We start from the raw sequence: 25,314 nt of genomic DNA on the forward strand, positions 1-25,314 counted from the left end.
TCATGCAAGAATCCAAAGTCAGTCGTCGCTTGAAAGAAGCCACCGCCCCCGAGGTCAACGAGTACATTTACCGGCCCCGTCTGGAAGGATTTGCCGATGGCTTCCTCAACCTGGGCAACGTCAACAAGGCGCACATTGTGATGCTCGCCGAACAGGGCCTGATTCGCAACGAACACGCGACCGCCCTGGCCAAGGGCGTGCTGGACATGGAGGCGGCGGGGCCTGGCGTGGTCACCCTCGACCCGTCCCGCGAAGACGCCTATTTCAATTACGAAGCACATTTGATCGAGCAGATCGGCACCGACGTCGGCGGCCGCCTGCACACCGGTCGCAGCCGCAACGACATCCTCGCCACACTCGACCGGCTGCGCTGCCGCGAGGTGTTGATGGCGTTGATCGACGCGCTGATTCAGGCCCGTCAGACCGCGCTCACTAACGCCGAGGTCTTCGCCGAAGTGGTGATGCCCGGTTACACCCACCTGCAACCGGCGCAGCCGATCACGTATGGCTATTACCTGTCGGCAGTGGAACAGGCGCTGGCCCGTGATTGCCAGCGCCTGACCCAGACCTTGGCGTCGATGAACCAGAGCCCGTTGGGCGCGGCGGCCTTTGCCGGGACGCCGTTCGACATTGACCGGGCACGCACGGCCGAACTGCTGGGTTTTGACGGCTACCTCGACAATGCGCTGGACGCCGTGGGGTCGCGGGATTTCATCCTCGAAAGCCTGTCGCACCTGAGTTTGCTGTCGGTGTTCTGGAGCCGGGTGGCGCAGGATTACTTCGTCTGGAGCACCCACGAATTCAGCCTGATCGACTTCCCCGACAGCGTCGCGGCGACGTCGAGCATCATGCCGCAGAAGAAAAACCCCACCGTGCTGGAATACCTCAAAGGCCGCAGCGGGCACATCATCGGGTTGCTGATGGCGGCCAGCGTCACGGTCAAGGGCAGCAACTTCTCCCACACCGGCGACGCCAACCGTGAAGGCACTCGGGGGTTCTGGGAAGCGGCGGAAGAAAGCCTGCGCTGCCTGAAACTGCTGGACCTGGTGCTGCGCACCGCGACGCCGAATGTCGAGCTGGCGGTGAAGCGCGCCGGTGAAGACTTCTCCACGGCAACGGGGCTGGCTGACCTGATCGTGCGCGAAGCCGACCTGTCGTTCCGCGAGGCCCATCACATCGTCGGCGCGGCGGTGCGCATGGCCATGGACGCCGGTTTGCCCGCCCACCGGATTGACACCGACATGGTCGACATCTGCGCGATGGAGCAACTGGGGCACGCACTGAACCTGCCCGCCGACAAGGTGCGCGAATGCCTGGACCCGACCGCCAACGTGCAGTCCCGGGATTCGGCGGGTGGCCCGGCGTTGTCGTCCCTGCGCCCGAGCCTGCTGCGCGCCAATGCGCGGTTGCAGGTGGAACGCCAGGCGAATCAGGCGCGCCGTGATCGTCTGTTGGCCGCGCAGGAAAAACTCCAGGCGGCCACCCGTGCGCAGGCCGGCCTATGAAGAGCATGCTGACAGTCCGTGGACTGCATAAACACTTCGGGTCGGTGGAAGTGGTCAAGGGCGTCGATCTGGATGTGGCGCAAGGGGAGGTGGTGGTGATCATCGGCCCCAGCGGTTCGGGCAAGTCCACGTTCATTCGCTGCCTCAACAGCCTGGAAGCGCCGTCTGCGGGAAGTGTGGTGGTCGGCGGTGGCGAGTCGGTGCGGGCAGATGACCGCAAGGCCATGGCCCGGCTGCGCGAGGACATCGGCATGGTGTTTCAGGATTACACCCTGTTCCCGCATATGACGGTGATGGCCAACATGATTCTGGCGCCGGTCAAGGTCAAGGGCGTGAGCAAGGCCGACGCTCAGGCCAATGCGCTGGCGTTGCTGGACCGGGTGGGCCTCAAGCACAAGGCCGACGGCTACCCCAGCGAGTTGTCCGGTGGGCAGCAACAACGGGTGGCGATCGTCCGCGCGCTGGCGATGAAGCCGCGCCTGTTGCTGTTCGATGAGCCGACGTCCGCGCTGGACCCGGAAACCGTCGGCGAAGTGCTGAGCGTGATGAAGGGCCTGGCGGCGGAAGGCATGACCATGATCGTCGTCACCCACGAAATGGGCTTCGCCCGTGAAGTGGCCGACCGCGTGGTGTTTTTCGACGGCGGCAAAATTGTCGAAATGGGTCCTCCGGCGCAGATATTCTCTGCACCGGAGCATCCTCGGACCCGGCAGTTTTTGCAGAGTGTGTTGCATTGAGGTCGGCGCGATTCAATAAGCCCTGACGGCTTGATGGTATCTGGCACCGTTTTGGGTGGCTCAAGGCTCGGCGCATACCTCTGTAGGAGCGAATTCATTCGCGATGGGTCCGGTACGGGCGATACATATCTATCGCCTGAACTATTTTCGCGAATGAATTCGCTCCCACAGATTTGTCCTCGGTTTGCCCGTAGAACACCGCCTTAACGAAGGTCTTCATCCGCAGCAAACCCTTCCGCTAGAAAATCCACGAACGCCCGAACGCGCGCTGATTCCCGGCGATTCACCGGGTAGACGGCGTGGATGGGCAGGGCAGTGGGGGTGTGCGTCGGCAGCAGTTGTTGGACCCGTCCGGCGGCCATGTCCTCGCGGTACAGCCACGAGGGCGACAGCGAGATGCCCAGCCCACTGAGGACCACCTGACGAATCGCTTCGCTGTTGTTGCTGCGCACGTTGCCTTTCACCTGCACCTCATGGGCGCCGTCGTCGAAACGCCAAGTGTCGAAACGCGCCAACAAGTTGAAGAGGATGCAGTTGTGCTGCGCCAGATCAGCGGGGGTTCGGGGTGCGGGGTGCGCGTACAGGTACGCCGGGGCAGCGACGATCAACCGTCGGGTCAGGCCAATCTGGCGTGCGAGCAGGCTGCTGTCCTGCAAATCACCGATGCGGATGGCTACGTCCACGCCTTCGCTCACCAGATCAACGTTCTGGTCGTTGAGCAGCAGATCGATGGTCACGTCAGGGTGACGCTGGAGAAACCCATGTAAGCGCGGCGCGATCTGCAGGCGGCCAAAACTGACCGATGACGCAATCCTGAGCGGCCCGGCCACGGCTTCCCGGCCGGTCTGGAAGCTGTGCTCGGCGTTATCGACGGCGGCGAGGATGTCCCGGCACTGGCGGTAATAGCGCTGGCCCTCGTCGGTCAACGACAACTGGCGCGTGCTGCGCGCAATCAAACGTCCCCCCAGATGCTGCTCCAAGGCACTGATTTGCTTGCTGACGGTCGGTTGAGTGGTGCCGAGTTCGCGGGCCACCGCAGAAAAGCTGCCACGCTCGACCACGCGCACGAACACCGACATGGCTTCCAGCGTATCCATGAACCCTCCATTCAGTGGTGACTTGGAATGAATACTATAGGTATTTGTCGTCTTATCGGAATCGGCGGTAGCGTGCATGCTCTGTCCATCGCCCACCCATGGGCGACCTACCCTGGAGAACGCCATGACCACTATGTACGCCGCCGTAGCCGTCGCCCACCAACACCCCCTCGACGTGCAAACCCTGCCGCTGTCTGAACCGAGTGCCGGGCAGGTGCGCGTGCGGGTCATGGCCAGCGCAGTGAACCCGTTGGATACCAAGATTGCAGCGGGAAAGGGCGGTCATGCGCGCCAGCCGCTGCCGGCTGTGCTGGGCATGGACCTGGCAGGTGTCGTCGATAAGATCGGAGCAGGCGTCAGCGGCTTCGAAGCAGGCGACGAGGTGTACGGCATGGCCGGTGGCATCGGCGGCAATCAGGGCGCGTTGGCGCAGTACATCGTCACCGACGCCGACCTGCTGGCGCGCAAGCCCGCCAACTTGAGCATGCGCGAAGCCGCGGCCTTGCCGTTGATTTTCATCACCGCGTGGGAAGGCCTCGTGGACCGGGCCAACGTGCGCAGTGGCCAGACCGTTCTCATTCACGGCGGCGCAGGCGGTGTCGGCCATGTGGCGGTGCAAATCGCCAAAGCCCGAGGGGCGAAGGTCTTCGCCACCGGCTCAGCCCACAGCCTGACGACCCTCGAACGCTTGGGCGCGACGGCCATCGATTACCGCGCCAGCAGCGTCGACGACTACGTGGCGCTGCACACAGAAGGCGAAGGTTTCGACATCGTCTACGACACCGTTGGCGGCAGCACGCTGGACGCTTCCTTCAACGCTGTGCGGCGCTACACCGGGCATGTCCTGAGCTGCCTCGGTTGGGGCGAGCATTCGCTGGCGCCTTTGTCGTTCCGGGGCGCGACCTATTCGGGCGTGTTTACCCTGTTGCCGCTGTTGACCGGCAAAGGCCGCAAGCACCACGGTGAGATCATGGCCGAAGCCACGCGGATGGCCGAAGCGGGGCAGTTGCAGGTGTTGCTGGACGATCAGCGCTTCGGGCTCGCTGACGTCAACGCCGCCTACGCGCGGGTCAGCGCAGGCAGCAAGCGAGGCAAGGTGATCATTGATATCGCCGAATGATCAGGCGGTGGCGGCCTGTCCGGGGATGTCCTGGTCAGGGTGCGCCTCGCGCCAGGCGTCCAGACCGCCTATCAGCGCCTTGCCCCGTGTCAGCCCGCGTGCCCGCAGCTTTTCCGCCAACAGCGCCGCTGACAGCTCGTTGGGGCAGGCGCAATAAAACACCATGTCGACATCGCTCAACTGATCGAGCCACGGGTCCAGGGGTTCTTCGAGGCTGATGGACAGCGCACCGGGGATGCCTTCGACCACGGCGGTGTGGAATTTGGGGCGAACGTCGATGATCAGCGGCATGTCGTCCGTGTCACGCAGGGCCAGCAGTTGCGGCACGGTGATGCGTGGCACCTTCGACGTGCGCTTCATCAGGCGACGGCGCTTCCAGTATTTCCAGCCGATGAACAGTCCCAACGCCAGCAAAACGCTGCCGATGGCCAGGGGCAGGTAGCCGGTCAACCACCCTAGCAAGGGGATGATCGCATCGGTAAACAGCATGCCCAGCAACAGCGCCGACCCCGCCCAGATGAACGACCCCGCCAGCGAATAACGCATGAACAGCGCAAACGGCGTGGCGTTCATGCCCGCGACGGTTGTCACCAGCGCGCCCGCACCGGGCAGGAATTTGGACAGCAGCATCGCCCGGGGTCCGACCCGGTCGTAGACGTTCAGGCCCTGACGGATGCAGGTGTCTTGAGAAAGGGAAATCTTGCAGATGGACTTCAACAGCACGCCCCCATAGCGCTTGCCCGCGAAGTACCAGAGGGTGTCGGCGATCAGGCAGGCGAACATCGCCACCAGCACTCCGGCGCCCAGCAGTGGTTTGCTTTGCATGGCCAACGCACCTGTGACGATGAGGGTGGGGTACGCCGGAACCGGCAGACCAATCTGCTCCAGCAGCACGTTGACGAACACCAGCAGCAGGCCGTGGCTTTCATTCAATTGCTGGAGTTCGTTCATGGCGAAAGCTCGGTCACAGAGCGCTGACGGGCAGCACTCAAGAAAAAAGGGGTGTCAGTACCGTGGCCTGAACACCCCTTTCTGTCAACGCTGACGTTGCGTTAGCCAAGCTTCTCGATGGCCGCTGCCACGCCCGCGCCGTACGCCGGATCGGCCTGGGTGCAGTTGCCGATGTGACGCTGTTTGACCAGCGCCGACGCGCCGCTGATGGCCCGTGCGGTGTTGTCGAACAGCACCTGCTGTTGCGCTGGCGTCATCAGGCGGAACAGGGCACGAGGCTGGGAGTAGTAATCGTCATCGTCCTTGCGGAAATCCCAGTTCGCTGCCGCCCCGTGCAGCTCCAGCGGTGGCTCCGAGAAATCCGGCTGCTCGACCCACGCGCCCTTGCTGTTGGGCTCGTAGCCGATGGTGCCGCCTGCGTTGGCGTTGACCCGCATCTGGCCATCGCGGTGGTAGCTGTTGACCGGGCATTGCGGGGCGTTGACCGGGATCTGGTGATGGTTGACCCCCAGACGATAACGCTGCGCATCGCCGTAGGAGAACAGGCGGCCTTGCAGCATTTTGTCCGGCGAGAAGCTGATGCCCGGCACCACGTTGGCCGGGTTGAACGCGGCCTGTTCGACGTCGTGGAAATAGTTTTCCGGGTTGCGGTTCAGCTCCAGCGTGCCGACTTCGATCAACGGATAGTCCGCGTGCGGCCAGACTTTGGTCAGGTCGAACGGGTGGATTTTGTAAGTGTTGGCGTCCTGCTCCGGCATCACCTGCACGAACAGCTTCCATTGCGGGAAGTCACCGTTTTCGATGTTGTCGTAGAGGTCACGCTGATGGGTTTCGCGATCACTGGCCACCAGATCAGCGGCTTCCTGATCGGTCAGGTTCTCGATGCCCTGTTGGGTTTTCAGGGTGAATTTGACCCAGAAGCGCTCGTTCTGCGGGCTGATGAAACTGAAGGTGTGGCTGCCGAACCCGTGCATGTGGCGATAGGATTTCGGCAAGCCACGGTCACTCATGACCACCGTTACCTGGTGCAGCGCCTCAGGCAGCGAGCTCCAGAAATCCCAGTTGTTGTCGGCGCTGCGCAGGTTGGTGCGCGGGTCGCGTTTGATCGCGTGGTTCAGGTCGGGGAATTTCAGTGGGTCGCGCAGGAAGAACACCGGGGTGTTGTTGCCGACGAGGTCCCAGTTGCCTTGCTCGGTGTAGAACTTGACCGCAAAGCCGCGAATGTCACGTTCGGCATCGGCCGCACCGCGCTCACCGGCCACGGTGGAGAAACGGATGAAAATATCGGTCTTCTTGCCGATGTCCGAAAACAGCCTGGCTTTGGTGTAGCGCGTGATGTCGTGGGTCACGGTGAAGGTGCCGAACGCGCCCGAACCCTTGGCGTGCATGCGACGCTCCGGGATCACTTCACGGTCGAAGTGCGCCAGCTTTTCCAGCAACCAGACGTCCTGCAGCATCAGCGGCCCACGAGGGCCGGCGGATTGCGAGTTCTGGTTGTCGACGACGGGTGCACCCGCCACGGTAGTCAGTTTATTCATGATCAGGCTCCGGTTTTTGAACAGTGAGTCTTGCTGAATACGTCACGGCTGTATTGGACGCTCGTGCGCCTCTTTTGACGTGGGAATGGACAGTGCGACTGGCTGTAACGCGCCATCCAGAGCGCTTCGACCGGCCCGCTTTCGAATACATTCCAGGCAGGCAAGGGATCGTGCGGCGGCGAAGGCTGAATCAGCGTAGCCCGGCTTTGGCGACAGACGGATGTCACGGGCTAAAAAACGATGACGATTTTTACACGCACAAAAAAAGGCGCCCGTTAAGGGCGCCAAACGAGGAGAGTTCGGGGTATCTGCGCAGGGTTTGCGGGCGGTGCGGCCCGCTGGAGCCATTGCTGCGGGTTATTTCACCAGCACCGGCTGTTCGCTGTAGCGGTCGGCGAACAGTTGCTTGAGCTGCCCGACTTTTGGCAAATCGTTGATCACGATGTACGGGTAGGTCGGGTGGGTGGTCAGGAAATTCTGGTGATAATCCTCCGCCGGGTAGAAGCCGTTGTAGGTCTCGATCTTGGTCACGATGGGCGCATTGAAAGATTTGGCGCTGTCCAGTTGCGCGATGTAGGCCTGGGCCACGGCTTGCTGTTCGGGGCTTTCCGGGAAGATCGCCGAGCGGTATTGAGTGCCACGGTCAGGCCCCTGACGGTTGAGTTCCGTCGGGTTGTGGGCCACGGAGAAGAACACTTGCAACAGGGTGCCGTAGCTGACCTGCGACGGGTCGAAGGTGACTTCGACTGACTCGGCATGCCCGGTGTCGCCTTCGCTTACGCGCTCATACTGCGCGGTGTCGGCCTTGCCCCCGGCGTACCCGGACACGGCTTTCTTCACCCCTTGCACGTGTTGAAACACGCCTTGAACGCCCCAAAAGCAACCTCCCGCAAACACGGCGGTCTCGGTCCCGGCGGTCTTCACGGCTTCATCCTTTATAGGCGGGGCGATGCTCACGGCGTCTTCGGCGGCGAACGAGCACGCAGCGGTTTGCAACAGAGCGGCGCCGAGCAGCACGCGCAGGCCCATGCGGCGGCCGTCAGGCAGCGCGGCGCGAAGGGTGGAAACGTTGAATTTTTTCATATCTGACACTCCTGAAACGGGGTGGAATCAACCGAAGGTGAAGGCGTATGCGGACACGCCCGGATCGCTGAATTCGATGCTGAAGGTGTGGTCCGTCACGTCGCCGGGCTGACGCACCAGTTGGTACAGGCGTTGTTCTGTGACGGTGCCATTGCCGTCGGGCGCGATGTCGGTGCCGTGTGCATCCCCCGGCGCCTTGCCGTCGATGGAGACCTTGAAGCGCACCGGCTTGCCGTTGCTGCCAGGGCCGAGCACCAGGTGCAGGTCGCGAGCGTGGAAGCGATAGACGATCTTGCCGTTGGGCGCGTTCAGGCTGGCGCGCTCGGAACTGATGTTCCATTGACCGTCCAGGCCCCAGTTGTTCAGCGACAGGCTTTGCGGGGTGCTGTAGCTGGCGACCCGATCAGCCTTGGCGCCGCCCGGCGACACGAAGTTTTCGGCGCGCTCGAAGCCCAGGTAGGTTTCTGGCGATTTGACGTCGCCCATGTTCGCCGCCTGTTGCACGCCATTGCCGTTGGCGTCGATCAGGTCGGTCGTGATCTGAGTATTGCCTGCTTCGCGCAACAGCTCCTGAATCACGCGCTCGGATTCGTCATAGGCGCCTTCGCCGAAGTGGTGATAGCGGATCTGACCCTTGGCGTCGGCGAAGTAATGGGCAGGCCAGTACTGGTTGTCGAAGGCTCGCCAGATTTTGTAGTCGTTGTCGATGGCCACCGGGTAATTAATGCCCAGATCGGCCATGGCCTTGGTGACGTTTTTCACGTCGCGCTCGAAGGCGAATTCCGGGGCATGCACGCCGATCACTACCAAGCCCTGATCGCGGTATTTGTCGGCCCAGGCTTTGACGTAGGGCAGGGTGCGCAGGCAGTTGATGCAGGAGTAGGTCCAGAAATCCACCAACACCACTTTGCCTTTCAGCTGTTCGGCGGTCAGTGGGGCGGAGTTCAGCCATTGCACTGCCCCGGCGAGCGACGGCAGCTGGCCTTCGACCGGCAGGCTCGATGTGCTGTTTTTCGCGGCCATCATCATCGCGCCAGAAGCTTGCATGCTCGCGCCCGCTTCATCCTTGCCGGGGATGTTTTGCGCCATCATCGCGCCGCCTTGCATCACGTTGCTGTCTTTGCCCTTGCCGGTGAGCTGACCCACCAGCGATCGTTCAAGGCCTCCGGTGGAAGCGGTCGAAACGCGGGCCAGAATCCCGGTATCCAGGCCCAGTGCAATGGCGGCGACACCCGCCAGCATCGCGGCGCCCAGCCCCCGGCGAATCCACTCGCCAGCGCCCAGCGAACGCTTCATCGCGCTGAACACCTTGCCGCCCAGCAACAACGCCAGTGCCAGTGACGTGGCGGCGCCCGCGGCGTAGGCCAGCAGCAGCAAGGTGGTGCCGACGCTCGCGCCTTGCAATGCCGCGCCCGTCAACACCAGACCGAGGATCGGGCCTGCGCACGGCGCCCAGAGCAGGCCCGTTGCAACACCGATCATGAACGAGGCCCACGGGCTGGGTTTGGCCTCCACGCCTGCGTTTTCAGACAGTCGACTGCCTGCGGCCACCAACGGACGGGTCAAGCGCTCGGCCAGTTTCGGCAGCAGCAAGGTGAGGCCGAACAGCGCGACGAAGATCAGCGCCAGGCCACGGCCATATTGGTTGAGCTGCACGACCCACCCCCCGCCGACTGCCGCGAGGGTGGCGACCAGCGCGAAGGTCACGGCCATGCCCACCAGCAACGGCAGGCCGCTGCGGACGAAGGGTTGGCCGGTGCGGGCGAAGACAAACGGCAGCACCGGCAGAATGCATGGGCTGACGATGGTCAGAACGCCGCCGAGGTAGGCAAGGATGATCAGGAGCATGGGAGTGGGTCCGTTCAGATTAACGATCTGGGAAAAGGGTGCGTCACCTGTGGGAGCGAATTCATTCGCGAGGCGGTGCTTCAGGCGACACATCTATGTCGTTGAACGACCGCATCGCGAATGAATTCGCTCCCACAGGGGTAAAGCGTGCTCAGGTGTTCTGCTCGGCGAACGTCATCGCCAGACCATTCATGCAATAGCGCAACCCGGTCGGCTTCGGCCCGTCGGTGAAGACGTGCCCCAAATGCCCGCCACAGCGGCGGCAATGGACTTCCTTGCGCAGCACGCCGAAGGACGTGTCGGTGCGGATGGCGGTGGCGTTGTCCAGCGGCTGCCAGAAGCTCGGCCAGCCGGTGTGACTGTCGAATTTGGTCGTCGACGAAAACAGCTTCAACTGGCAACCGGCGCAGGCGAACGTGCCGGTGCGGTGTTCGTCGTTCAGCGGGCTGCTGTACGGGCGCTCGGTGGCTTCGCGGCGCAACACCTGAAACTGGTCGTCGCTGAGCAACGCGTGCCATTCGGCGTCGCTGTGGCTGACTTCGAACGTGCCCACGGCCGAATCCGCCGGTACGAGGGTTTCGCCGTCAGCGAACTTGGGCAGCACGCCCAAGGCGATGGCCGCGACGCCAGCGCTGCTGCTCAGGACCATGAACTGTCTTCTCGAAAGCATGAGGTGTCTCCTTGGCACCGCCTGCACGGGGCAGGCTTGTCATGTGATGGCGCCAGAGTAGGGCGGGGCTGTTCCCGGAATCCTCACCGAGAGTTAAACAATTCGTGATAACTGATCGACCGCAAAATCGGCACAATGGCGGCATCGCGCATTCAGCACTGGCAAGGTTTGCTTTCCATGGATCAGCCCAAACGCATTCTGGTGGTCGAGGACGATAGCCATATCGCCGACCTGATTTGCCTGCACCTGCGGGACGAACATTTCGACGTGGTGCACAGCGCCGACGGGGAAAAAGGCTTGCGCCTTTTGGAGCAGGGCGGCTGGGACGCGTTGATCCTCGACCTGATGCTGCCCGGCGTCGATGGACTGGAGATCTGCCGCCGTGCCCGGGCCATGACCCGCTACACGCCAATCATTATTACCAGCGCCCGCTCCAGTGAGATGCACCGGATTCTTGGCCTTGAGCTGGGGGCCGACGATTACCTGGCCAAGCCGTTCTCGATGATGGAACTGGTGGCGCGGGTCAAGGCGCTGCTGCGGCGGGTCGATGCGATGGCGCGCAACCTGAAGATGGACACCGGCAGCCTCGACAGCGCCGGATTGTTCATCGACCCGTTGACCCGCGAAGCCTCGCTGGAAGGCCGCTTGCTCGACCTGACGCCCAGGGAATTCGACCTGCTGTATTTCTTCGCCCGTCAGCCGGGCAAGGTCTTCTCGCGGCTGGACCTGCTGAACTCGGTCTGGGGCTACAACCACGAAGGCTACGAGCACACCGTTAACACTCACATCAACCGTTTGCGCGCCAAGATCGAGAACGACCCGGCCCAGCCGTTGCGCATCCTGACGGTGTGGGGGCGCGGCTATAAATTCGCCGATGCGGGAGAGGCGTCGTGAACATGACCCTGACCCAGCGGCTGTCTCTGGTCTTCGCGTTTCTGTTGCTGATCTGCTGCGGCACGTCGGTGCTGTTGCAGGTGCGCTCCAACAAAATGCATGAGCTGGAAGTGGTGCAGGGCCTGTCCCGCGACCTCGCCCAGCACATCGCCCGCGACACCCAGTTGATGGACGCCAACGGCCTGAAACCCGATGCCGTGCGCGAGCTGTTCAGCCAGTTGATGCTGGTGAACCCCAGCGTCGAGGTGTACCTGCTCGACGGCGACGGCAAGATCGTCGGCGACGCCGCGCCCAAGGATCACATGCTGCGGGACCGTGTCGATCTGGCGCCCGTGCGCAAGCTGCTGGCCGGAGAGCCGCTGCCGATTCTGGGGGATGACCCGCGCAGCATGGACACGCGCAAGGTGTTCAGCGCCGCGCCGTTGATGGTGATGGGCAAACCGGCGGGCTTTTTGTACGTGGTGCTGCTGGGCGAGGCCCATGACCGCTTTGCCGAGCGCGGCGCCACCAGTGAGGCCCTGAACACGGCATTGTGGTCGATTGGTTTGATTGCCTTGCTGTGCCTGTTGGCGGGTCTGACGGCGTTCGGCTGGATCACCCGGCCGCTGCGACGCCTGACCGACGCGGTGAGCCACTTCGACATCAATGCTGCGCCGGTGCCGTTGCCCGCGTCTTCGACCGAATCGGCTCGGCAGGGCCACGACGAAATCGCCGTGCTCGACGCGACGTTCAAGCAAATGCAGAACCGCCTGAGCGAGCAATGGCAGACCCTGACCCGCCAAAGCCAGGACCGCCGTGAGCTGGTGGCGAACATTTCCCATGACCTGCGCACCCCGTTGGCCTCCCTGCACGGCTATCTGGAGGTGCTGTCGGTCAAAGACGCCAGCCTCACGCCCGAGGAGCGACGGCGTTATCTGGGCATCGCGCTGGACCAGAGTCGCAAGGTAGGCGGGTTGGCACAGTCGCTGCTGGAGTTGGTGCGGTTGGAGCATGGTTTCGTGGTGCCGGTGGTGGAGCGGTTTTCGCTGACCGATCTGGTGCAGGACATTTTTCAGAAGTTCGAGCTGGGCGCCGAGTCCAAGGCCGTGACCCTGACCCCGAGCTTTCCGCCGTCGGTGCCCGGCGTGCATGCCGACTTGGGGCTGATCGAGCGGGTGATGACCAACCTCCTGGACAACGCCCTGCGGCACACGCCCCAGGGCGGCGAGATCAAAGTGGCGTTGTTGCCGAAGGGGCGGTTCGTCGAAGTGACCATCAGCGACACCGGGCCGGGGATTGCCGCTGAATTGCGCGAAGGGCTGTTTCTGCGTCCGTTCAATATTGGCGGTGCACGGCGAGATGGCGGGCTGGGGTTGCGCATCGTGCACCAGATCCTGCAACTTCACGGGCACCGGATCGAGCTGATCGACGTACCGGGGCAGGGCGCGACATTCCGATTTGCGCTGCCGGTGGATCAGGAAACGGCGGAGCGGGTGTTGCCGAGGGAGTGATCAGCTTCGTGGCCAATGCCTATCCATTGTGGGAGGGATTTCATTCGCGAGAGGCCCGTCCGGTCGATAGAGCTGTGTCGCCTGACCCACCTTCGCGAATGAATTCGCTCCCACAGGGACTCTGAGTCGCCACGCAATGTTTCATTTGGCGCGGAATGAACTGTGGGAGCGAATTTATTCGCGAAAGATTGATCGGACGCTGGAGATGCGTCGTCTGTGGAGGCCTCTCGCGAATGAATTCGCTCCCACAGGTTCGGCGGCGGCATGAAGGACCTCTCCACAGGTTCAGCGGCGGCGACACAGGGTCACGGCAACAACAACCCATGCTCCATGGCGTATTTCACCAGTCCCGCCGGTTTGTCGACTTTCAGCTTGCGGCGGATGCTCAGGCGGTGGGTTTCGACGGTGCGGACGCTGATCGCCAGGTCGCGGGCGAGGGTCTTGTTGTCCAGCCCCTTGGCCAGACCCACCAGCACCTGCACTTCACGGGGCGTGAGTTCGTTTTCGTCGGTCTTCTTCGACACCAGCTTGAGGGTCACCTCAGCGCTGTAGAACGTGCCGCCGGTGGCGATCGCCTCGATGGCCGCGACAATTTCCCGGGACGGTGCGTTTTTCAGCACGTAACCGCTGGCCCCGGCGCGGATCGACGTGGCGACGTATTCCTGATTGTCGTACATGCTCAGGATCAGAATCTTGATCGCCGGGCAGCGCTGGCGGATCAGTTGCGTCAGTTCCAGGCCGTTCATGTCCTGCAGGCCGATGTCCACCAACAGGATGTCCGGCTTGACCTCTTCGCACATCTTCAGCCCCTGCGCCGCGTTCTCGGCTTCGCCCACCACCTCGAACAGGGGGCGGGTGGCGAGCAGGGCGCGCACGCCGTCGCGGACCAGCGAATGGTCGTCGACCAGGGCAATGCGGATGGTCTGGCTGGCGCTCATGATGGGGTGCGGGTTCCTGTCTGAAATGAAGGGTCAGGCGGCGACGTTAATGGGCATGGTCACGGTCAGTTCGCTGTGGCCGGGGACCGAGTAGAGATTGAGCTGGCCCTGGAAATGCTCGACGCGCTCGCGAATATTACGCAAACCGATGCCACCCTGTATCTCCTGCAAGCGTTCGACATCGACCCGGAAGCCCACCCCGTCGTCGCGCACAGTGAGTTGCACCTGTTTTTTCGTGTTGCGCAAGTCGATGTAGACGTTCTGCGCGTGGGCGTGACGTTCGATGTTGGTCAGCGCCTCTTGCAGAATCCGGAACAGCGCCACCGGTGCACCTTCTGCCAGCTTCAACTTGCTGAGGTTATGGGTGTACTGAATGGTCAGCCCGGTCTGTTGCTCGAACTCGGCCACCAGTTGCGTGACCGCCGCTGCCAGCCCTAGGGTGTCGAGCAGGGAGGGGCGTAGGTCGTGGGAAATGGTGCGGATTTCGCCGATGGCCTCGCCGAGCCGTTCGGTGCCGTGACGCAGGGTCTCCAGGCCGAGCGGGTCGTGGCCTTCGAGTTGCAGGCCGGCCAGCTCGAACTGGAATTTGATCGACACCAGCACCTGGCTGATCCCGTCGTGCAGCTCCCGTGACAGCCGCGAGCGCTCTTCTTCCTGCAGGTTCATGATGCGCTGATTGAGCATTTGCAGCTTGCGGTCGGCCAGGCGGTGTTCGCTGGCGTTGAGGGTGACGCCGCAGACGAACACCAGCAGCACGGCGATCAGGGCGACGGCGCCGATGTCGAGCATGGTCGCGTAGATGCCCCGCGCGACTTCCTGTCGGGCCTGTTGCGTGGCCCGTTCGACGTCTTCCAGGTAGATCCCGGTGCCGAGCATCCAGCCCCAGCGCTTGAGCATGACCACATGGGCGAGTTTGTCGGTGATCTGCCCGGTGGACGGTTTTTCCCAGGCGTAATGCTGGAAACCGTCGCCGGATTCCGCGCTTTGCAGCAGTGCGCGGATCACCAGCAGCCCTTGCGGGTCGGTCATGTTCCACAAGTCCTTGCCCACCAGCGCCGCCTGCCGTGGATGCATCAGGTTGCGGCCGCTCTGGTCGTAGACGAAGAAATAGCCATCGATGCCGAAGCTGAGCTTGGCCAGTTCTTCCAATACCTGCTGCTTGGTCTGTTCGTCATTGCGGCCGCTGTCGTAGATCGGGGCGAGGGCGCTCATGGCCATCTCCACGTAGTTCTTCAACTCGGCGCGCTTGCTGGACAGAATGCTGTCCTCGATCAACTGCGCCTGCTGCTCGCCCAGACGCTGGTTCTGCACGATTACCAGCGCGCAAATCACGCACACGGCAAGGATCAGCGGCAGGATGCCCAGGGCGACGATCTTGTGTTTGAGTTGCATGGCGTGGGATGTCCGGCGGGAGCGGGTGTTGTTGTGGGAGGTATTAGACACGGTATTGGTGGCCAGAAGCATCCCTCATGTTCAAGCGCAAACGCTTCTGGCCGCAGGCCGTGGGAGCGGGCTTGCCTGCGATCTGACGCGCAGCGGCAGCCAAACCAGAGAATAGGTTGTCTCAGGCAGACCGCATGCACAGGGTTTGCTGCCGGTTCCCGGCAGATCGCAGGCAAGCCAGCTCCCACGACCTGCGGCCAGAATCACAAACGCGTAGCGAACTCGCCTCTGCGTAGAACTACGCAGACGAAACCGTAGTAGTACGAATTTCTCTTGCTGACAACTGCGCGGATAGTGGCAACGCTCCGTTACCCCGGATCACACAATAACAATTACGCCGCAAGCCATGAGCTTCGGCAGGAGACCCACAATGACCCGACTGACCAAACATCTGGGTTGGTTCGCCGTTGCAGCCCTTGGGGCCTGCGCCTTGGGTGTCGTCGCGCTGCGTCGCGGCGAAGCCATTAACGCTCTCTGGATCGTCGTCGCTGCCGTCGCCATTTACCTGGTTGCGTACCGCTACTACAGCTTGTTCATCGCCAATCACGTCATGCAACTCGATCCGACCCGGGCCACCCCGGCGGTGATCAACAATGACGGCCTGGACTACGTCCCCACCAACAAACACATCCTTTTCGGTCACCATTTCGCAGCCATTGCAGGCGCAGGTCCGCTGGTCGGTCCGGTGCTCGCCGCGCAAATGGGCTACCTGCCCGGCACGCTCTGGCTGATCGCCGGTGTGGTCCTGGCCGGTGCGGTGCAGGATTTCATGATCCTGTTCCTGTCCACTCGCCGTAACGGCCGGTCGCTGGGCGACATGGTCCGCGAGGAAATGGGCCGCGTTCCCGGCACCATCGCCTTGTTCGGCTGCTTCTTGATCATGATCATCATCCTCGCGGTGCTGGCGCTGATCGTAGTGAAGGCTCTGGCTGAAAGCCCGTGGGGCATGTTCACTGTGCTGGCGACCATCCCGATTGCGATGTTCATGGGCGTGTACATGCGCTATGTCCGTCCGGGCCGCATTGGCGAGATCTCCATCATCGGCGTCGTGCTGTTGCTGCTGTCGATCTGGGCCGGTGGCCAGGTGGCTGCCAGCCCTGAGTGGGCGCACGTCTTCACCTTCACCGGTGTGCAGATCACCTGGATGCTCGTCGGCTACGGTTTCGTCGCGGCGATGCTGCCGGTCTGGCTGCTGCTCGCGCCACGCGACTACCTGTCGACCTTCCTGAAAGTCGGCACCATCGTCGCCCTGGCGATCGGCATCCTGATTCTCGCGCCTGAGCTGAAAATGCCAGCCCTGACTCAGTTCACCGACGGCACCGGTCCGGTCTGGAAAGGCGCGCTGTTCCCATTCCTGTTCATCACCATCGCCTGCGGTGCGGTGTCGGGTTTCCACGCGCTGATCTCCTCGGGCACCACGCCGAAACTGCTGGATAACGAGAAGAACGCCCGTTACATCGGTTACGGCGGCATGCTGATGGAATCCTTCGTCGCTATCATGGCGATGGTCGCGGCCTCGGTCATCGACCCAGGCGTGTACTTCGCCATGAACAGCCCGGCGGCAGTGGTCGGCGGCGACGTCGTTGCAGTCGCTCAGACCATCACCGGTTGGGGCTTTGCCATCACGCCTGAAGCGTTGACCGCTGTGGCCAAGGACATCGGCGAAAACACCGTACTGGCTCGCGCCGGTGGTGCGCCAACGTTGGCCGTGGGTATCGCGCAAATCCTGCACCAAGTGCTGCCAGGCCAGAACACCATGGCGTTCTGGTACCACTTCGCGATCCTGTTCGAAGCGCTGTTCATCCTGACCGCTGTCGATGCCGGTACCCGCGCCGGTCGCTTCATGCTGCAAGACTTGCTGGGCAGCTTCGTCCCTGCACTGAAACGCACCGAATCCTGGACCGCCAACGTGATTGGCACCGGCGGCTGCGTGGCGTTGTGGGGTTACCTGCTGTATCAGGGCGTGATCGATCCACTGGGCGGCATCAACACCCTGTGGCCGCTGTTCGGTATCTCCAACCAGATGCTGGCGGGTATCGCGCTGATGCTGGCAACCGTCGTGCTGATCAAAATGAAGCGTCAGCAGTACGTGTGGGTGACGATCTTGCCAGCGTCCTGGCTGTTGATTTGCACCGTGACCGCAGGCTTCATCAAGCTGTTCGACCCGAGCCCGGCCGTTGGCTTCCTGGCCCTGGCCAAGAAATACAGTGCAGCGGCTGAGGCTGGCCAGGTCATCGCTCCGGCGAAGACGGTGGATCAGATGCAGCACGTGATCTTCAACGCGTACACCAACGCAGCGCTGACCACATTGTTCCTGTTCGTGGTGCTGAGCATTCTGTTCTACGCCGTGAAAGTGGGCCGTGCGGCGTGGGTCAAGAAAGAGCGTAGCGACAAGGAAGCGCCGTTCCAGGCGATGCCGGAAGCGCACTAATGTTCAATGACCTGAGTCGCCTCGGCAAATACCTCGGGCAGGCCGCCCGCCTGATGGTGGGCATGCCTGACTACGACAATTACGTCGAGCACATGCAGAAGACCCATCCGGACCAGCCGGTGATGTCGTACGAGGTGTTCTTTCGGGAGCGCCAGGATGCGCGTTATGGCGGGAAGGCCGGGCCTAAGTGCTGTTGAGCTGCTGAGCCAGAGCTTTTGATCGTAAAAACGCGCCATGGGTGATCCCTGGTGCGTTTTTTTTTGGTTGGCTCTGGATGGCTACTCTGTTGCCCTGGCGGGCCTGATCGCGGGCAAGCGCGCTCCTACATTTGTTGAAACGTGCAATGGCCTGATGGACCGCGTTGGTAGCCCTGTTGCTTGACTCAGGTTTTCCCGCTACTGCATCTAAGGCTGCACACTCGGTCTCCAAGGATGCGGCACATTGCAAAAGAGATAGGAGCGCGCTTGCCCGTGATCAGGCCCGGCAGGGCAACAGAGTCACTCTCCAAAGCCAACCCCACCGCTTTTAACCTTTGACTTAACGACTTGGAATTTGCAAGTATTACACATGTAATCTAAAGCAGGTTTCTCCCCCATGAATCGCAGCGACCTGCGCCATATCAACCTCAATCTGTTGTTGATCTTTGAAGCGTTAATGAAAGCCCGGAGCGTGAGTCTGGCCGCTGAAAGCATGTACCTCGGCCAGCCCGCCGTGAGTTCTGCGCTCGGCCGATTGAGGCTGCTGTTCAACGACCCGCTGTTCCAGCGTGCCGGTCGTTTCATGGAGCCAACGCCGAGGGCGCAGGAAATTGCGTTGCTGCTTGGCCCCGCGCTCGAATCCATCGCCATGGCGGTCAAGCGGCCCAAGGCGTTTGATGCCGCGACCAGCGACCGAGTGTTTCGCATCGGTTTGAACGACGACGTTGAGTTTGCCTTGCTGCCGTCGATGCTCAAGCGTATCCGGGCGGAAGCACCGGGGGTGTCGCTGGTGGTTCGCCGTGCAAGTTATCTGCAAATGCCGAGGTTGCTCGCCAGCGGCGAGGTGACCGTGGGCGTTGGCTTCACCACTGAGCTGCCGGCCAACGCCAAACGTCGGACCTTGCTCAGCACCCGCATCGTGCTATTGCGCGGTGATGACGTGCCTGGCGACTTGAGCCTGGATGATTTTTGCGAACGGCCACACGCCCTCGTGTCGTTTGGTGGCGGCACGGTGGGGTTCGTCGATGAGGCGCTGCGTCTGATCGGGCGTCAGCGCAGAGTGGTCCTCGCGGTGCCGCATTTCAACAGCCTTGGCGCGCTGCTGGAGGACACCGATCTGGTGGCGGCCGTGCCGGAATACGCCGCCGATGTGCTGACCGCGAGTGGTCGGTTACGCAGCCAGCCGTTGCCGGTGCAACTGGCTGATTTTCCGCTGCACATGGTCTGGACCACGGCCAAGGACAACGACGAATCCGAACGGTGGTTGCGTTCGCGAATCGGCCTGTTTCTCAGCGACGGGTCGTCCACCCACGTGTCAGGCCCTTGTTCTTGAATCGTCTGTAAGCCCCGTGACAGAGCGTCTAATCCCGTTTCGTCAATTAATATTACAACTATCATTTGAGTTGATATCAACATTGAATCCATTCAATTCGTGGACCGGTGTGGCGTCCCACACACTCCGCGGCAATTCTTATAACCTTCGGCGGATTTTTCCCATGCAACAGCCATTGACCCGTTTTCGTTATCCCCTTGCCGGACTGGCGCTCGTATTACTCAGCGCCTGCGACAAAGGCCCCGCGGCCACAGCCCAGGCGCCGAGTGCGCCCAAGGTGGATGTCGCCAACGTGCTGCAGCAACCGGTGATCGAATGGGACGAAGTGACCGCCCGTCTCGAAGCCCCCGAAACCGTCGAAGTGCGGCCTCGGGTCTCCGGGCAGATCGATTCCGTGGCGTTCGTCGATGGGGCATTGGTGAAGAAGGGCGACCTGTTGTTCCAGATCGACCCGCGTCCGTTCGAAGCCGAAGTGCATCGCCTCGAAGCGCAGTTGCAACAGGTGAAAGCCACCGTCGTGCGTACGGACGCCGAAGCCCAGCGCGGCGAGCGGTTGCGCACCAACAACGCGATTTCCGCCGAGATCGCCGAGTCGCGCACCACCACCGCGCAAGAGGCCCGGGCCGCTGTGGCGGCAACCCAGGCGCAGCTGGACCTGGCGCGTCTCAATCTGAGTTTCACCCATGTCGCTGCGCCGATCACCGGCCGTGTCAGCCGCGCCGAGATCACCGCCGGCAACCTGGTGACCGCCGACCAAAGCATCCTCACCAGTGTGGTCTCCACCGATAAGGTCTACGCCTATTTCGACGCCGACGAGCGCGTGTTCCTCAAATACAACCAGCTCTCCCGCGACGGCAAGCGCGGTGCCTCGACGCCGGTGTACATGGGCCTGTCCAACGAAGCGGACAACAAACACCTCGGCCAGATGAATTTCGTCGACAACCAGGTCAACCCGCGCACCGGCACCATTCGCGGTCGCGCCGTGTTCGACAACGCCGACGGGCGCTACACCCCCGGCCTGTATGCACGTCTGAAGCTGGTCGGAAGCGGGACCTACGCCGCGACGCTGATCAAGGACGAGGCGGTCGGTACTGACCTTGGCAAGAAATTTGTGCTCGTGGTCGACAAGGACAACAAGGCTACCTACCGCAGCGTCGAACTGGGGCCGAAGCTGGAAGGGTTGCGCATCGTGCGCAGCGGTCTGGGGAAAGACGATCGCATCGTCATCAACGGCCTGCAGCGCGTGCGTCCGGGTTCGCCCATCGACCCTCAGGACCGCCCGATGGCCAGTGACGAAACCCTCGCCGCCCTTGCGCAACAACGTCAGGCCCTGGAAGCGAGCAATCAGCCCTCGGCCAAATCCGCAGCGCCGGCGAAAATCGCCAGCGCTTCCGGCCCACGCGGATAAAGGCCGACGACGATGAAATTCTCCCAATTCTTCATTCAGCGCCCGATCTTCGCAGCGGTGCTGTCGCTGCTGATCCTGATCGCGGGTGCGATCTCGCTGTTCCAGTTACCGATCAGCGAATACCCCGAAGTCGTGCCGCCCACTGTGGTGGTCAAAGCCAACTTCCCCGGCGCCAACCCCAAGGTCATCGGTGAAACCGTGGCCGCACCGCTGGAGCAGGCGATCACCGGCGTCGAGAACATGCTGTACATGTCCTCGCAATCCACGGCGGACGGCAAGCTGACCCTGACTATCACCTTTGCGCTGGGCACCGACCTGGACAACGCGCAGGTGCAGGTGCAGAACCGCGTGACCCGCACCGAGCCAAAATTGCCAGAAGAGGTGACACGCATCGGTATCACGGTGGACAAGGCGTCCCCGGAGCTGACGTTGTTGGTGCACCTGACTTCGCCGGACAAACGCTATGACATGCTTTACCTGTCCAACTACGCGACGCTGAACGTCAAGGACGAACTGGCGCGGTTGAACGGGGTAGGGGATGCGCAGGTCTGGGGTCTCGGCGAGTATTCGCTGCGGGTCTGGCTGGACCCGAACAAGACCGCCTCGCGCAACCTGACCGCCACCGACGTGGTCAACGCGATTCGTGAGCAGAACCGTCAGGTCGCGGCCGGGCAACTGGGGGCGCCGCCGTCGCCGAGCGCCACCAGCTTTCAGATGTCGATCAACACCCAAGGCCGTCTGGTCACCGAAGAAGAGTTCGAGAACGTGGTGATCCGCGCCGGTGCCAATGGCGAAATCACACGCCTGAAAGACATCGCCCGGGTCGAGCTGGGCTCCAGTGCCTACGCGCTGCGTTCCCGCTTGAATAACGAACAGGCAGTGGCAATGCCGATCTTCCAGCGCCCCGGTTCCAACGCTATCGACGTGTCGAATCAGGTTCGCGCGAAGATGGCCGAGCTGAAGAAAAGCTTCCCCGAAGGCATGGACTACAGCATCGTCTATGACCCGACGATCTTCGTGCGCAGCTCCATCGAAGCGGTGGTGCACACGCTGTTCGAAGCGCTGATTCTGGTCGTGCTGGTGGTGATCCTGTTTCTGCAAACCTGGCGCGCCTCGATCATTCCGCTGGTGGCCGTGCCGGTGTCGCTGATCGGCACCTTCGCCGTGATGCACACGTTCGGCTTCTCGCTCAATGCGCTGTCGCTGTTCGGGCTGGTCCTCGCCATTGGCATCGTGGTGGACGACGCCATCGTGGTGGTGGAGAACGTCGAGCGAAACATCGAACTCGGTCTGGACCCTGTGTCCGCGACCAAAAAGGCCATGGGCGAAGTGACCGGCCCGATCATCGCCACGGCGCTGGTGCTGTGCGCAGTGTTCGTCCCGGCGGCGTTCATTTCCGGCCTGACGGGGCAGTTCTACAAGCAATTCGCATTGACCATTGCCATCTCGACGGTGATCTCGGCTTTCAACTCGTTGACTCTGTCGCCTGCGTTGGCCGCCGTGTTGCTCAAAAGCCACGACGCGCCGAAAGACCGCTTCTCGCGGGTGCTGGACTCGCTGTTCGGCTGGCTGTTTCGGCCATTCAACCGGGTCTTCGAGAAGGCCAGCCACGGCTACGTCGGCACCGTCAAACGGGTGGTGCGCCTGAGTGGCGTCGCGCTGGTGGTGTACGCCGGGCTGATCGCGCTGACCTACCTCGGTTTTTCCACGACACCGACCGGCTTCGTCCCGACCCAAGACAAGAAATACCTGGTGACCTTCGCCCAGCTGCCGGACGCCGCGAGCCTCGACCGCACCGAAGACGTGATCAAGCGCATGGGCGACATCGCCATGAAGGAACCGGGCTTCGACAGCGCGGTGGCGTTCCCCGGCCTGTCGATCAACGGCTTCACCAACAGCCCCAACAACGGCGTGGTGTTCATTGGCCTGAGTGCGTTCGACGAGCGTAAAGACGCAAGCATGTCCGCTGGCGCCATCGCCGGTTCGCTGAACCACAAATTCGCCGGGATTCAGGAAGCCTACACGGCCGTGTTCCCACCGCCGCCAGTCATGGGCCTCGGCACGATTGGCGGGTTCCGCCTGCAAATCGAAGACCGGGGCAACCTGGGCTACGAAGAGCTCTACAAAGAGACGATGAACATCATCGGCAAGAGCCGCAGCATCCCGGAACTGGCCAACCTGTTCACCAGTTACACCGTGAACGTGCCCCAAGTGGACGCCGCCATTGACCGGGAAAAAGCCAAGACCCACGGCGTGGCGATCAGCGACATTTTCGACACGCTGCAGGTGTACCTCGGTTCGCTGTACGCCAACGACTTCAACCGCTTTGGCCGCACCTATCAAGTCAACGTTCAGGGCGAACAACAATTCCGTCAGGACCCTGAGCAAATCGGCCAGTTGAAGGTCCGCAACGACAAAGGCGAGATGATCCCGCTGGCGACCTTCGTTAAGGTCAGCGACGTGTCGGGACCAGACCGCGTGATGCACTACAACGGCTTCATCACCGCCGAAATCAACGGCGGCCCCGCACCGGGTTACAGCTCGGGCCAGGCCCAGGCGGCGATGGAAAAACTGTTGGCCGAGGAACTGCCCCACGGCATGACGTACGAGTGGACCGACCTGACTTATCAGCAAATCCTCTCGGGCAATACCGCGCTGTTCGTCTTCCCGCTTTGCGTGCTGCTGGCGTTCCTTGTGCTGGCCGCTCAATACGAAAGCTGGAGCCTGCCGCTGGCGGTGATTTTGATCGTGCCCATGACGCTGCTGTCGGCCATTGCCGGGGTGATCATCGCCGGGAGCGACAACAACATCTTCACGCAGATTGGCCTGATCGTACTGGTGGGCCTTGCGTGTAAGAACGCGATCCTCATCGTCGAGTTCGCCAAGGACAAACAGGATGAAGGGCTTTCGCCGCTGGACGCCGTGCTGGAAGCCTGCCGCATGCGTCTGCGGCCGATTCTGATGACCTCGTTCGCATTCATCATGGGCGTTATTCCGCTGGTGACCTCCACGGGCGCGGGTTCGGAAATGCGCCATGCCATGGGCGTCGCGGTGTTCTCCGGCATGCTCGGCGTGACCTTCTTCGGGCTGCTGCTGACCCCGGTGTTCTTCGTCCTGATTCGTAACTTCGTCGAGCGTGGCAAAGCGCGCAAGGCGGCCCGGCCTCATGCCGTGCGCTCGCTGAAACCGGAGGCCCATTGATGAAAACCTTGAAACTGTTTATGCCAAGCCTGTTGGTTCTGGCGCTGGCGGCCTGTGCGGTCGGCCCGGATTACAAGACGCCTGAAACGGCGGCCGCCAACGTGACGTCGGCGCAAGTCGGCCAGTACGACCGCAGCCATTTCGAAAGCGTCTGGTGGCAGCAATTCGACGACCCGACCCTTAATCAACTGGTCAGTCGTTCGCTGCAAGGTAACCGGGATTTGCGCGTGGCTTTTGCCCGCTGGAAATCCGCCCGGGCGATTCGCGACGACATCAGCAACGACGCGCTGCCGGTGGTCACCAGCCATGCCAGCAGCGACCTTGGCCGGGCGCAAGTGCCGGGCCAGACCGAGCACCGTGTCAACATCGAGCGTTATGACCTGGGCCTGGACATGGCTTGGGAGATTGACTTGTTCGGGCGTATCCAGCGCGAACTGGAAGCGAGTACGGCGCAACAGGACGCGGCGCTGGCCGATCTTGAACAGCTGAAAGTGAGCATGATCGCCGAACTGGCCGACGCTTACGGTCAACTGAGAGGCGCGCAACTGCGTGAGCGCATTGCCCGGGACAACCTGAAGAATCAGCAGGATTCCCGAGGCGTGACGGCGCAGTTGCGAGACGAAGGCCTGGGCAACGAAATCGACGTGGTCCGCTCCGACGCACGACTGGCGGCGGTGGAAGCGACGATTCCCGCGTTGCAGGCCGAACAGGTGCATCAGCGCAATCGCATCGCGACCTTGCTCGGGGAGCGCCCTGACCAGTTGAGCGTGGATTTGCAGCCGAAAGACCTGCCCGCCATCTCGAAGAATTTGCCCATTGGCGACCCCGCTCAACTGCTGCAACGGCGCAGCGATGTGCGCAGCGCAGAGCGGCAACTGGCAGCGGCCACGGCCAACGTCGGCGTGGCCACGGCGGATCTGTTTCCCCGGGTGAGCCTGAGCGGCTTCCTCGGTTTCACGGCTGCCCGTGGTTCGCAGATCGGGTCGTCGGCGGCGCAAGCGTGGGGGTTGGGGCCGCAAATCAGCTGGGCGGCGTTCGACCTGGGCAGCGTCAGGGCTCGGTTGCGCGGGGCCAAGGCCAACGCCGAAGGCGCGATGGCGACCTACGAGCAGACCGTGTTGCTGGCGCTGGAAGAATCGGACAATGCCTTCAGCGATTACAGCAAGCGCCAACAACGGTTGCTGTCACTGGTCCGTCAAAGCGACTCCAGCCGCAAGGCCGCAGACCTCGCCGCGATTCAGTACCGCGAAGGCACCGCCGATTACCTGGTGCTGCTCGACGCGCAACGCGAACGACTGACGGCCGAAGACGCACAGGCCCAGGGCGAAACCGATCAGTACCGAGGAATCGTGGCGATCTACAAGGCACTGGGCGGCGGTTGGGATGCCACCGAGAGTCCTCAGGTGGCGCAGAAATAACGTTGGGCACGG

Annotated in this window: 19 protein-coding genes; 11 read left to right on the forward strand and 8 right to left on the reverse strand. The window is 62.4% G+C overall.

Annotated elements, in window-relative coordinates; all coding sequences use genetic code 11:
- The first annotated feature begins 2 nt into the window (after positions 1-2).
- The gene (gene argH / locus ACIQAL_RS05710) at positions 3-1,505 is read left to right on the forward strand and encodes an argininosuccinate lyase (RefSeq protein WP_401143425.1); all 1,503 of its coding nucleotides are present in this window, start codon (positions 3-5) and stop codon (positions 1,503-1,505) included.
- Positions 1,502-2,242, forward strand: coding sequence for an amino acid ABC transporter ATP-binding protein (locus ACIQAL_RS05715; protein WP_306167766.1), 741 nt, complete (start codon positions 1,502-1,504; stop codon positions 2,240-2,242). The genes argH and ACIQAL_RS05715 overlap by 4 nt, the downstream gene beginning before the upstream one ends.
- A gap of 203 nt (positions 2,243-2,445) precedes the next feature.
- On the opposite strand, the gene ACIQAL_RS05720 is transcribed toward ACIQAL_RS05715, so the two are convergent.
- Complete coding sequence (locus ACIQAL_RS05720) at positions 2,446-3,339, reverse strand: LysR family transcriptional regulator (protein WP_401143428.1); 894 nt, start codon at positions 3,337-3,339, stop codon at positions 2,446-2,448.
- Positions 3,340-3,472: 133 nt separating this feature from the next.
- Between ACIQAL_RS05720 and ACIQAL_RS05725 the strand changes: the two genes are divergently transcribed.
- Positions 3,473-4,459 carry a zinc-dependent alcohol dehydrogenase family protein gene (locus tag ACIQAL_RS05725; RefSeq protein WP_401143752.1) on the forward strand — a complete coding sequence of 329 codons (987 nt, stop codon included), beginning with the start codon at positions 3,473-3,475 and terminating at the stop codon, positions 4,457-4,459.
- Here ACIQAL_RS05725 and ACIQAL_RS05730 read toward each other — a convergent pair whose 3' ends face one another.
- The 5 genes from ACIQAL_RS05730 to msrB form a co-directional block, all read right to left on the reverse strand.
- Positions 4,460-5,410: a VTT domain-containing protein gene (locus tag ACIQAL_RS05730; protein ID WP_401143431.1), complete on the reverse strand. Its 951-nt coding sequence runs from the start codon at positions 5,408-5,410 to the stop codon at positions 4,460-4,462.
- Positions 5,411-5,511: 101 nt separating this feature from the next.
- Positions 5,512-6,948: a catalase gene (locus ACIQAL_RS05735; protein ID WP_401143434.1), complete on the reverse strand. Its 1,437-nt coding sequence runs from the start codon at positions 6,946-6,948 to the stop codon at positions 5,512-5,514.
- Positions 6,949-7,305: 357 nt separating this feature from the next.
- Positions 7,306-7,977, reverse strand: coding sequence for a peptide-methionine (S)-S-oxide reductase MsrA (gene msrA, locus ACIQAL_RS05740; protein ID WP_341964557.1), 672 nt, complete (start codon positions 7,975-7,977; stop codon positions 7,306-7,308).
- A gap of 81 nt (positions 7,978-8,058) precedes the next feature.
- Entirely contained in the window at positions 8,059-9,879 is a 1,821-nt protein-coding gene (locus ACIQAL_RS05745; RefSeq protein WP_401143437.1) for a cytochrome c biogenesis protein DipZ, read from the reverse strand.
- A 151-nt stretch (positions 9,880-10,030) separates the two neighbouring features.
- The gene (gene msrB, locus ACIQAL_RS05750; RefSeq protein WP_401143439.1) at positions 10,031-10,549 is read right to left on the reverse strand and encodes a peptide-methionine (R)-S-oxide reductase MsrB; all 519 of its coding nucleotides are present in this window, start codon (positions 10,547-10,549) and stop codon (positions 10,031-10,033) included.
- 177 nt (positions 10,550-10,726) lie between these two features.
- Here msrB and ACIQAL_RS05755 point away from each other — a divergent pair, with 177 nt between their 5' ends.
- Both ACIQAL_RS05755 and ACIQAL_RS05760 read left to right on the forward strand, forming a co-directional pair.
- Positions 10,727-11,443, forward strand: coding sequence for a response regulator transcription factor (locus ACIQAL_RS05755; protein ID WP_341958283.1), 717 nt, complete (start codon positions 10,727-10,729; stop codon positions 11,441-11,443).
- Positions 11,440-12,933 (forward strand): sensor histidine kinase, encoded by a 1,494-nt coding sequence (locus ACIQAL_RS05760; protein ID WP_401143442.1) that lies wholly within the window; start codon positions 11,440-11,442, stop codon positions 12,931-12,933. The genes ACIQAL_RS05755 and ACIQAL_RS05760 overlap by 4 nt, the downstream gene beginning before the upstream one ends.
- A 305-nt stretch (positions 12,934-13,238) precedes the next feature.
- On the opposite strand, the gene ACIQAL_RS05765 is transcribed toward ACIQAL_RS05760, so the two are convergent.
- Both ACIQAL_RS05765 and ACIQAL_RS05770 read right to left on the reverse strand, forming a co-directional pair.
- Positions 13,239-13,871, reverse strand: a complete 633-nt coding sequence (locus tag ACIQAL_RS05765; RefSeq protein WP_166598717.1) for a response regulator transcription factor — start codon at positions 13,869-13,871, stop codon at positions 13,239-13,241.
- Between the two features lie 33 nt (positions 13,872-13,904).
- Entirely contained in the window at positions 13,905-15,263 is a 1,359-nt protein-coding gene (locus tag ACIQAL_RS05770; RefSeq protein WP_401143754.1) for a cache domain-containing protein, read from the reverse strand.
- A gap of 421 nt (positions 15,264-15,684) precedes the next feature.
- On the opposite strand from ACIQAL_RS05770, the gene ACIQAL_RS05775 reads away from it, so the two are divergent.
- The 6 genes from ACIQAL_RS05775 (at position 15,685) to ACIQAL_RS05800 (ending at position 25,302) form a co-directional block, all read left to right on the forward strand.
- Positions 15,685-17,745: a carbon starvation CstA family protein gene (locus ACIQAL_RS05775; RefSeq protein ID WP_401143446.1), complete on the forward strand. Its 2,061-nt coding sequence runs from the start codon at positions 15,685-15,687 to the stop codon at positions 17,743-17,745.
- Positions 17,745-17,942, forward strand: a complete 198-nt coding sequence (locus ACIQAL_RS05780) for a YbdD/YjiX family protein (RefSeq protein WP_166598714.1) — start codon at positions 17,745-17,747, stop codon at positions 17,940-17,942. Before ACIQAL_RS05775 ends, ACIQAL_RS05780 begins: the two co-directional genes overlap by 1 nt.
- 397 nt (positions 17,943-18,339) lie before the next feature.
- Entirely contained in the window at positions 18,340-19,275 is a 936-nt protein-coding gene (locus ACIQAL_RS05785) for a LysR family transcriptional regulator (RefSeq protein WP_401143450.1), read from the forward strand.
- A gap of 163 nt (positions 19,276-19,438) precedes the next feature.
- Complete coding sequence (gene mexE / locus ACIQAL_RS05790) at positions 19,439-20,683, forward strand: multidrug efflux RND transporter periplasmic adaptor subunit MexE (RefSeq protein WP_401143453.1); 1,245 nt, start codon at positions 19,439-19,441, stop codon at positions 20,681-20,683.
- 12 nt (positions 20,684-20,695) lie between these two features.
- The gene (locus tag ACIQAL_RS05795; protein ID WP_401143455.1) at positions 20,696-23,884 is read left to right on the forward strand and encodes an efflux RND transporter permease subunit; all 3,189 of its coding nucleotides are present in this window, start codon (positions 20,696-20,698) and stop codon (positions 23,882-23,884) included.
- Positions 23,884-25,302 (forward strand): efflux transporter outer membrane subunit, encoded by a 1,419-nt coding sequence (locus tag ACIQAL_RS05800; protein WP_401143458.1) that lies wholly within the window; start codon positions 23,884-23,886, stop codon positions 25,300-25,302. Before ACIQAL_RS05795 ends, ACIQAL_RS05800 begins: the two co-directional genes overlap by 1 nt.
- The last annotated feature ends 12 nt before the right edge of the window (positions 25,303-25,314 follow it).

This window comes from Pseudomonas sp. NPDC088368, from assembly GCF_044753445.1.
GTDB lineage: Bacteria > Pseudomonadota > Gammaproteobacteria > Pseudomonadales > Pseudomonadaceae > Aquipseudomonas > Aquipseudomonas bambusae.

Coding starts and splice junctions, on each gene's coding strand:
- argH (WP_401143425.1), top strand. CDS start 3: ATGCAAGAATCCAAAGTCAGTCGTCGCTTGAAAGAAGCCACCGCCCCC.
- ACIQAL_RS05715 (WP_306167766.1), top strand. CDS start 1,502: ATGAAGAGCATGCTGACAGTCCGTGGACTGCATAAACACTTCGGGTCG.
- ACIQAL_RS05720 (WP_401143428.1), bottom strand. CDS start 3,339: ATGGATACGCTGGAAGCCATGTCGGTGTTCGTGCGCGTGGTCGAGCGT.
- ACIQAL_RS05725 (WP_401143752.1), top strand. CDS start 3,473: ATGTACGCCGCCGTAGCCGTCGCCCACCAACACCCCCTCGACGTGCAA.
- ACIQAL_RS05730 (WP_401143431.1), bottom strand. CDS start 5,410: ATGAACGAACTCCAGCAATTGAATGAAAGCCACGGCCTGCTGCTGGTG.
- ACIQAL_RS05735 (WP_401143434.1), bottom strand. CDS start 6,948: ATGAATAAACTGACTACCGTGGCGGGTGCACCCGTCGTCGACAACCAG.
- msrA (WP_341964557.1), bottom strand. CDS start 7,977: ATGGGCCTGCGCGTGCTGCTCGGCGCCGCTCTGTTGCAAACCGCTGCG.
- ACIQAL_RS05745 (WP_401143437.1), bottom strand. CDS start 9,879: ATGCTCCTGATCATCCTTGCCTACCTCGGCGGCGTTCTGACCATCGTC.
- msrB (WP_401143439.1), bottom strand. CDS start 10,549: ATGCTTTCGAGAAGACAGTTCATGGTCCTGAGCAGCAGCGCTGGCGTC.
- ACIQAL_RS05755 (WP_341958283.1), top strand. CDS start 10,727: ATGGATCAGCCCAAACGCATTCTGGTGGTCGAGGACGATAGCCATATC.
- ACIQAL_RS05765 (WP_166598717.1), bottom strand. CDS start 13,871: ATGAGCGCCAGCCAGACCATCCGCATTGCCCTGGTCGACGACCATTCG.
- ACIQAL_RS05770 (WP_401143754.1), bottom strand. CDS start 15,263: ATGCAACTCAAACACAAGATCGTCGCCCTGGGCATCCTGCCGCTGATC.
- ACIQAL_RS05775 (WP_401143446.1), top strand. CDS start 15,685: ATGACCCGACTGACCAAACATCTGGGTTGGTTCGCCGTTGCAGCCCTT.
- ACIQAL_RS05780 (WP_166598714.1), top strand. CDS start 17,745: ATGTTCAATGACCTGAGTCGCCTCGGCAAATACCTCGGGCAGGCCGCC.
- ACIQAL_RS05785 (WP_401143450.1), top strand. CDS start 18,340: ATGAATCGCAGCGACCTGCGCCATATCAACCTCAATCTGTTGTTGATC.
- mexE (WP_401143453.1), top strand. CDS start 19,439: ATGCAACAGCCATTGACCCGTTTTCGTTATCCCCTTGCCGGACTGGCG.
- ACIQAL_RS05795 (WP_401143455.1), top strand. CDS start 20,696: ATGAAATTCTCCCAATTCTTCATTCAGCGCCCGATCTTCGCAGCGGTG.
- ACIQAL_RS05800 (WP_401143458.1), top strand. CDS start 23,884: ATGAAAACCTTGAAACTGTTTATGCCAAGCCTGTTGGTTCTGGCGCTG.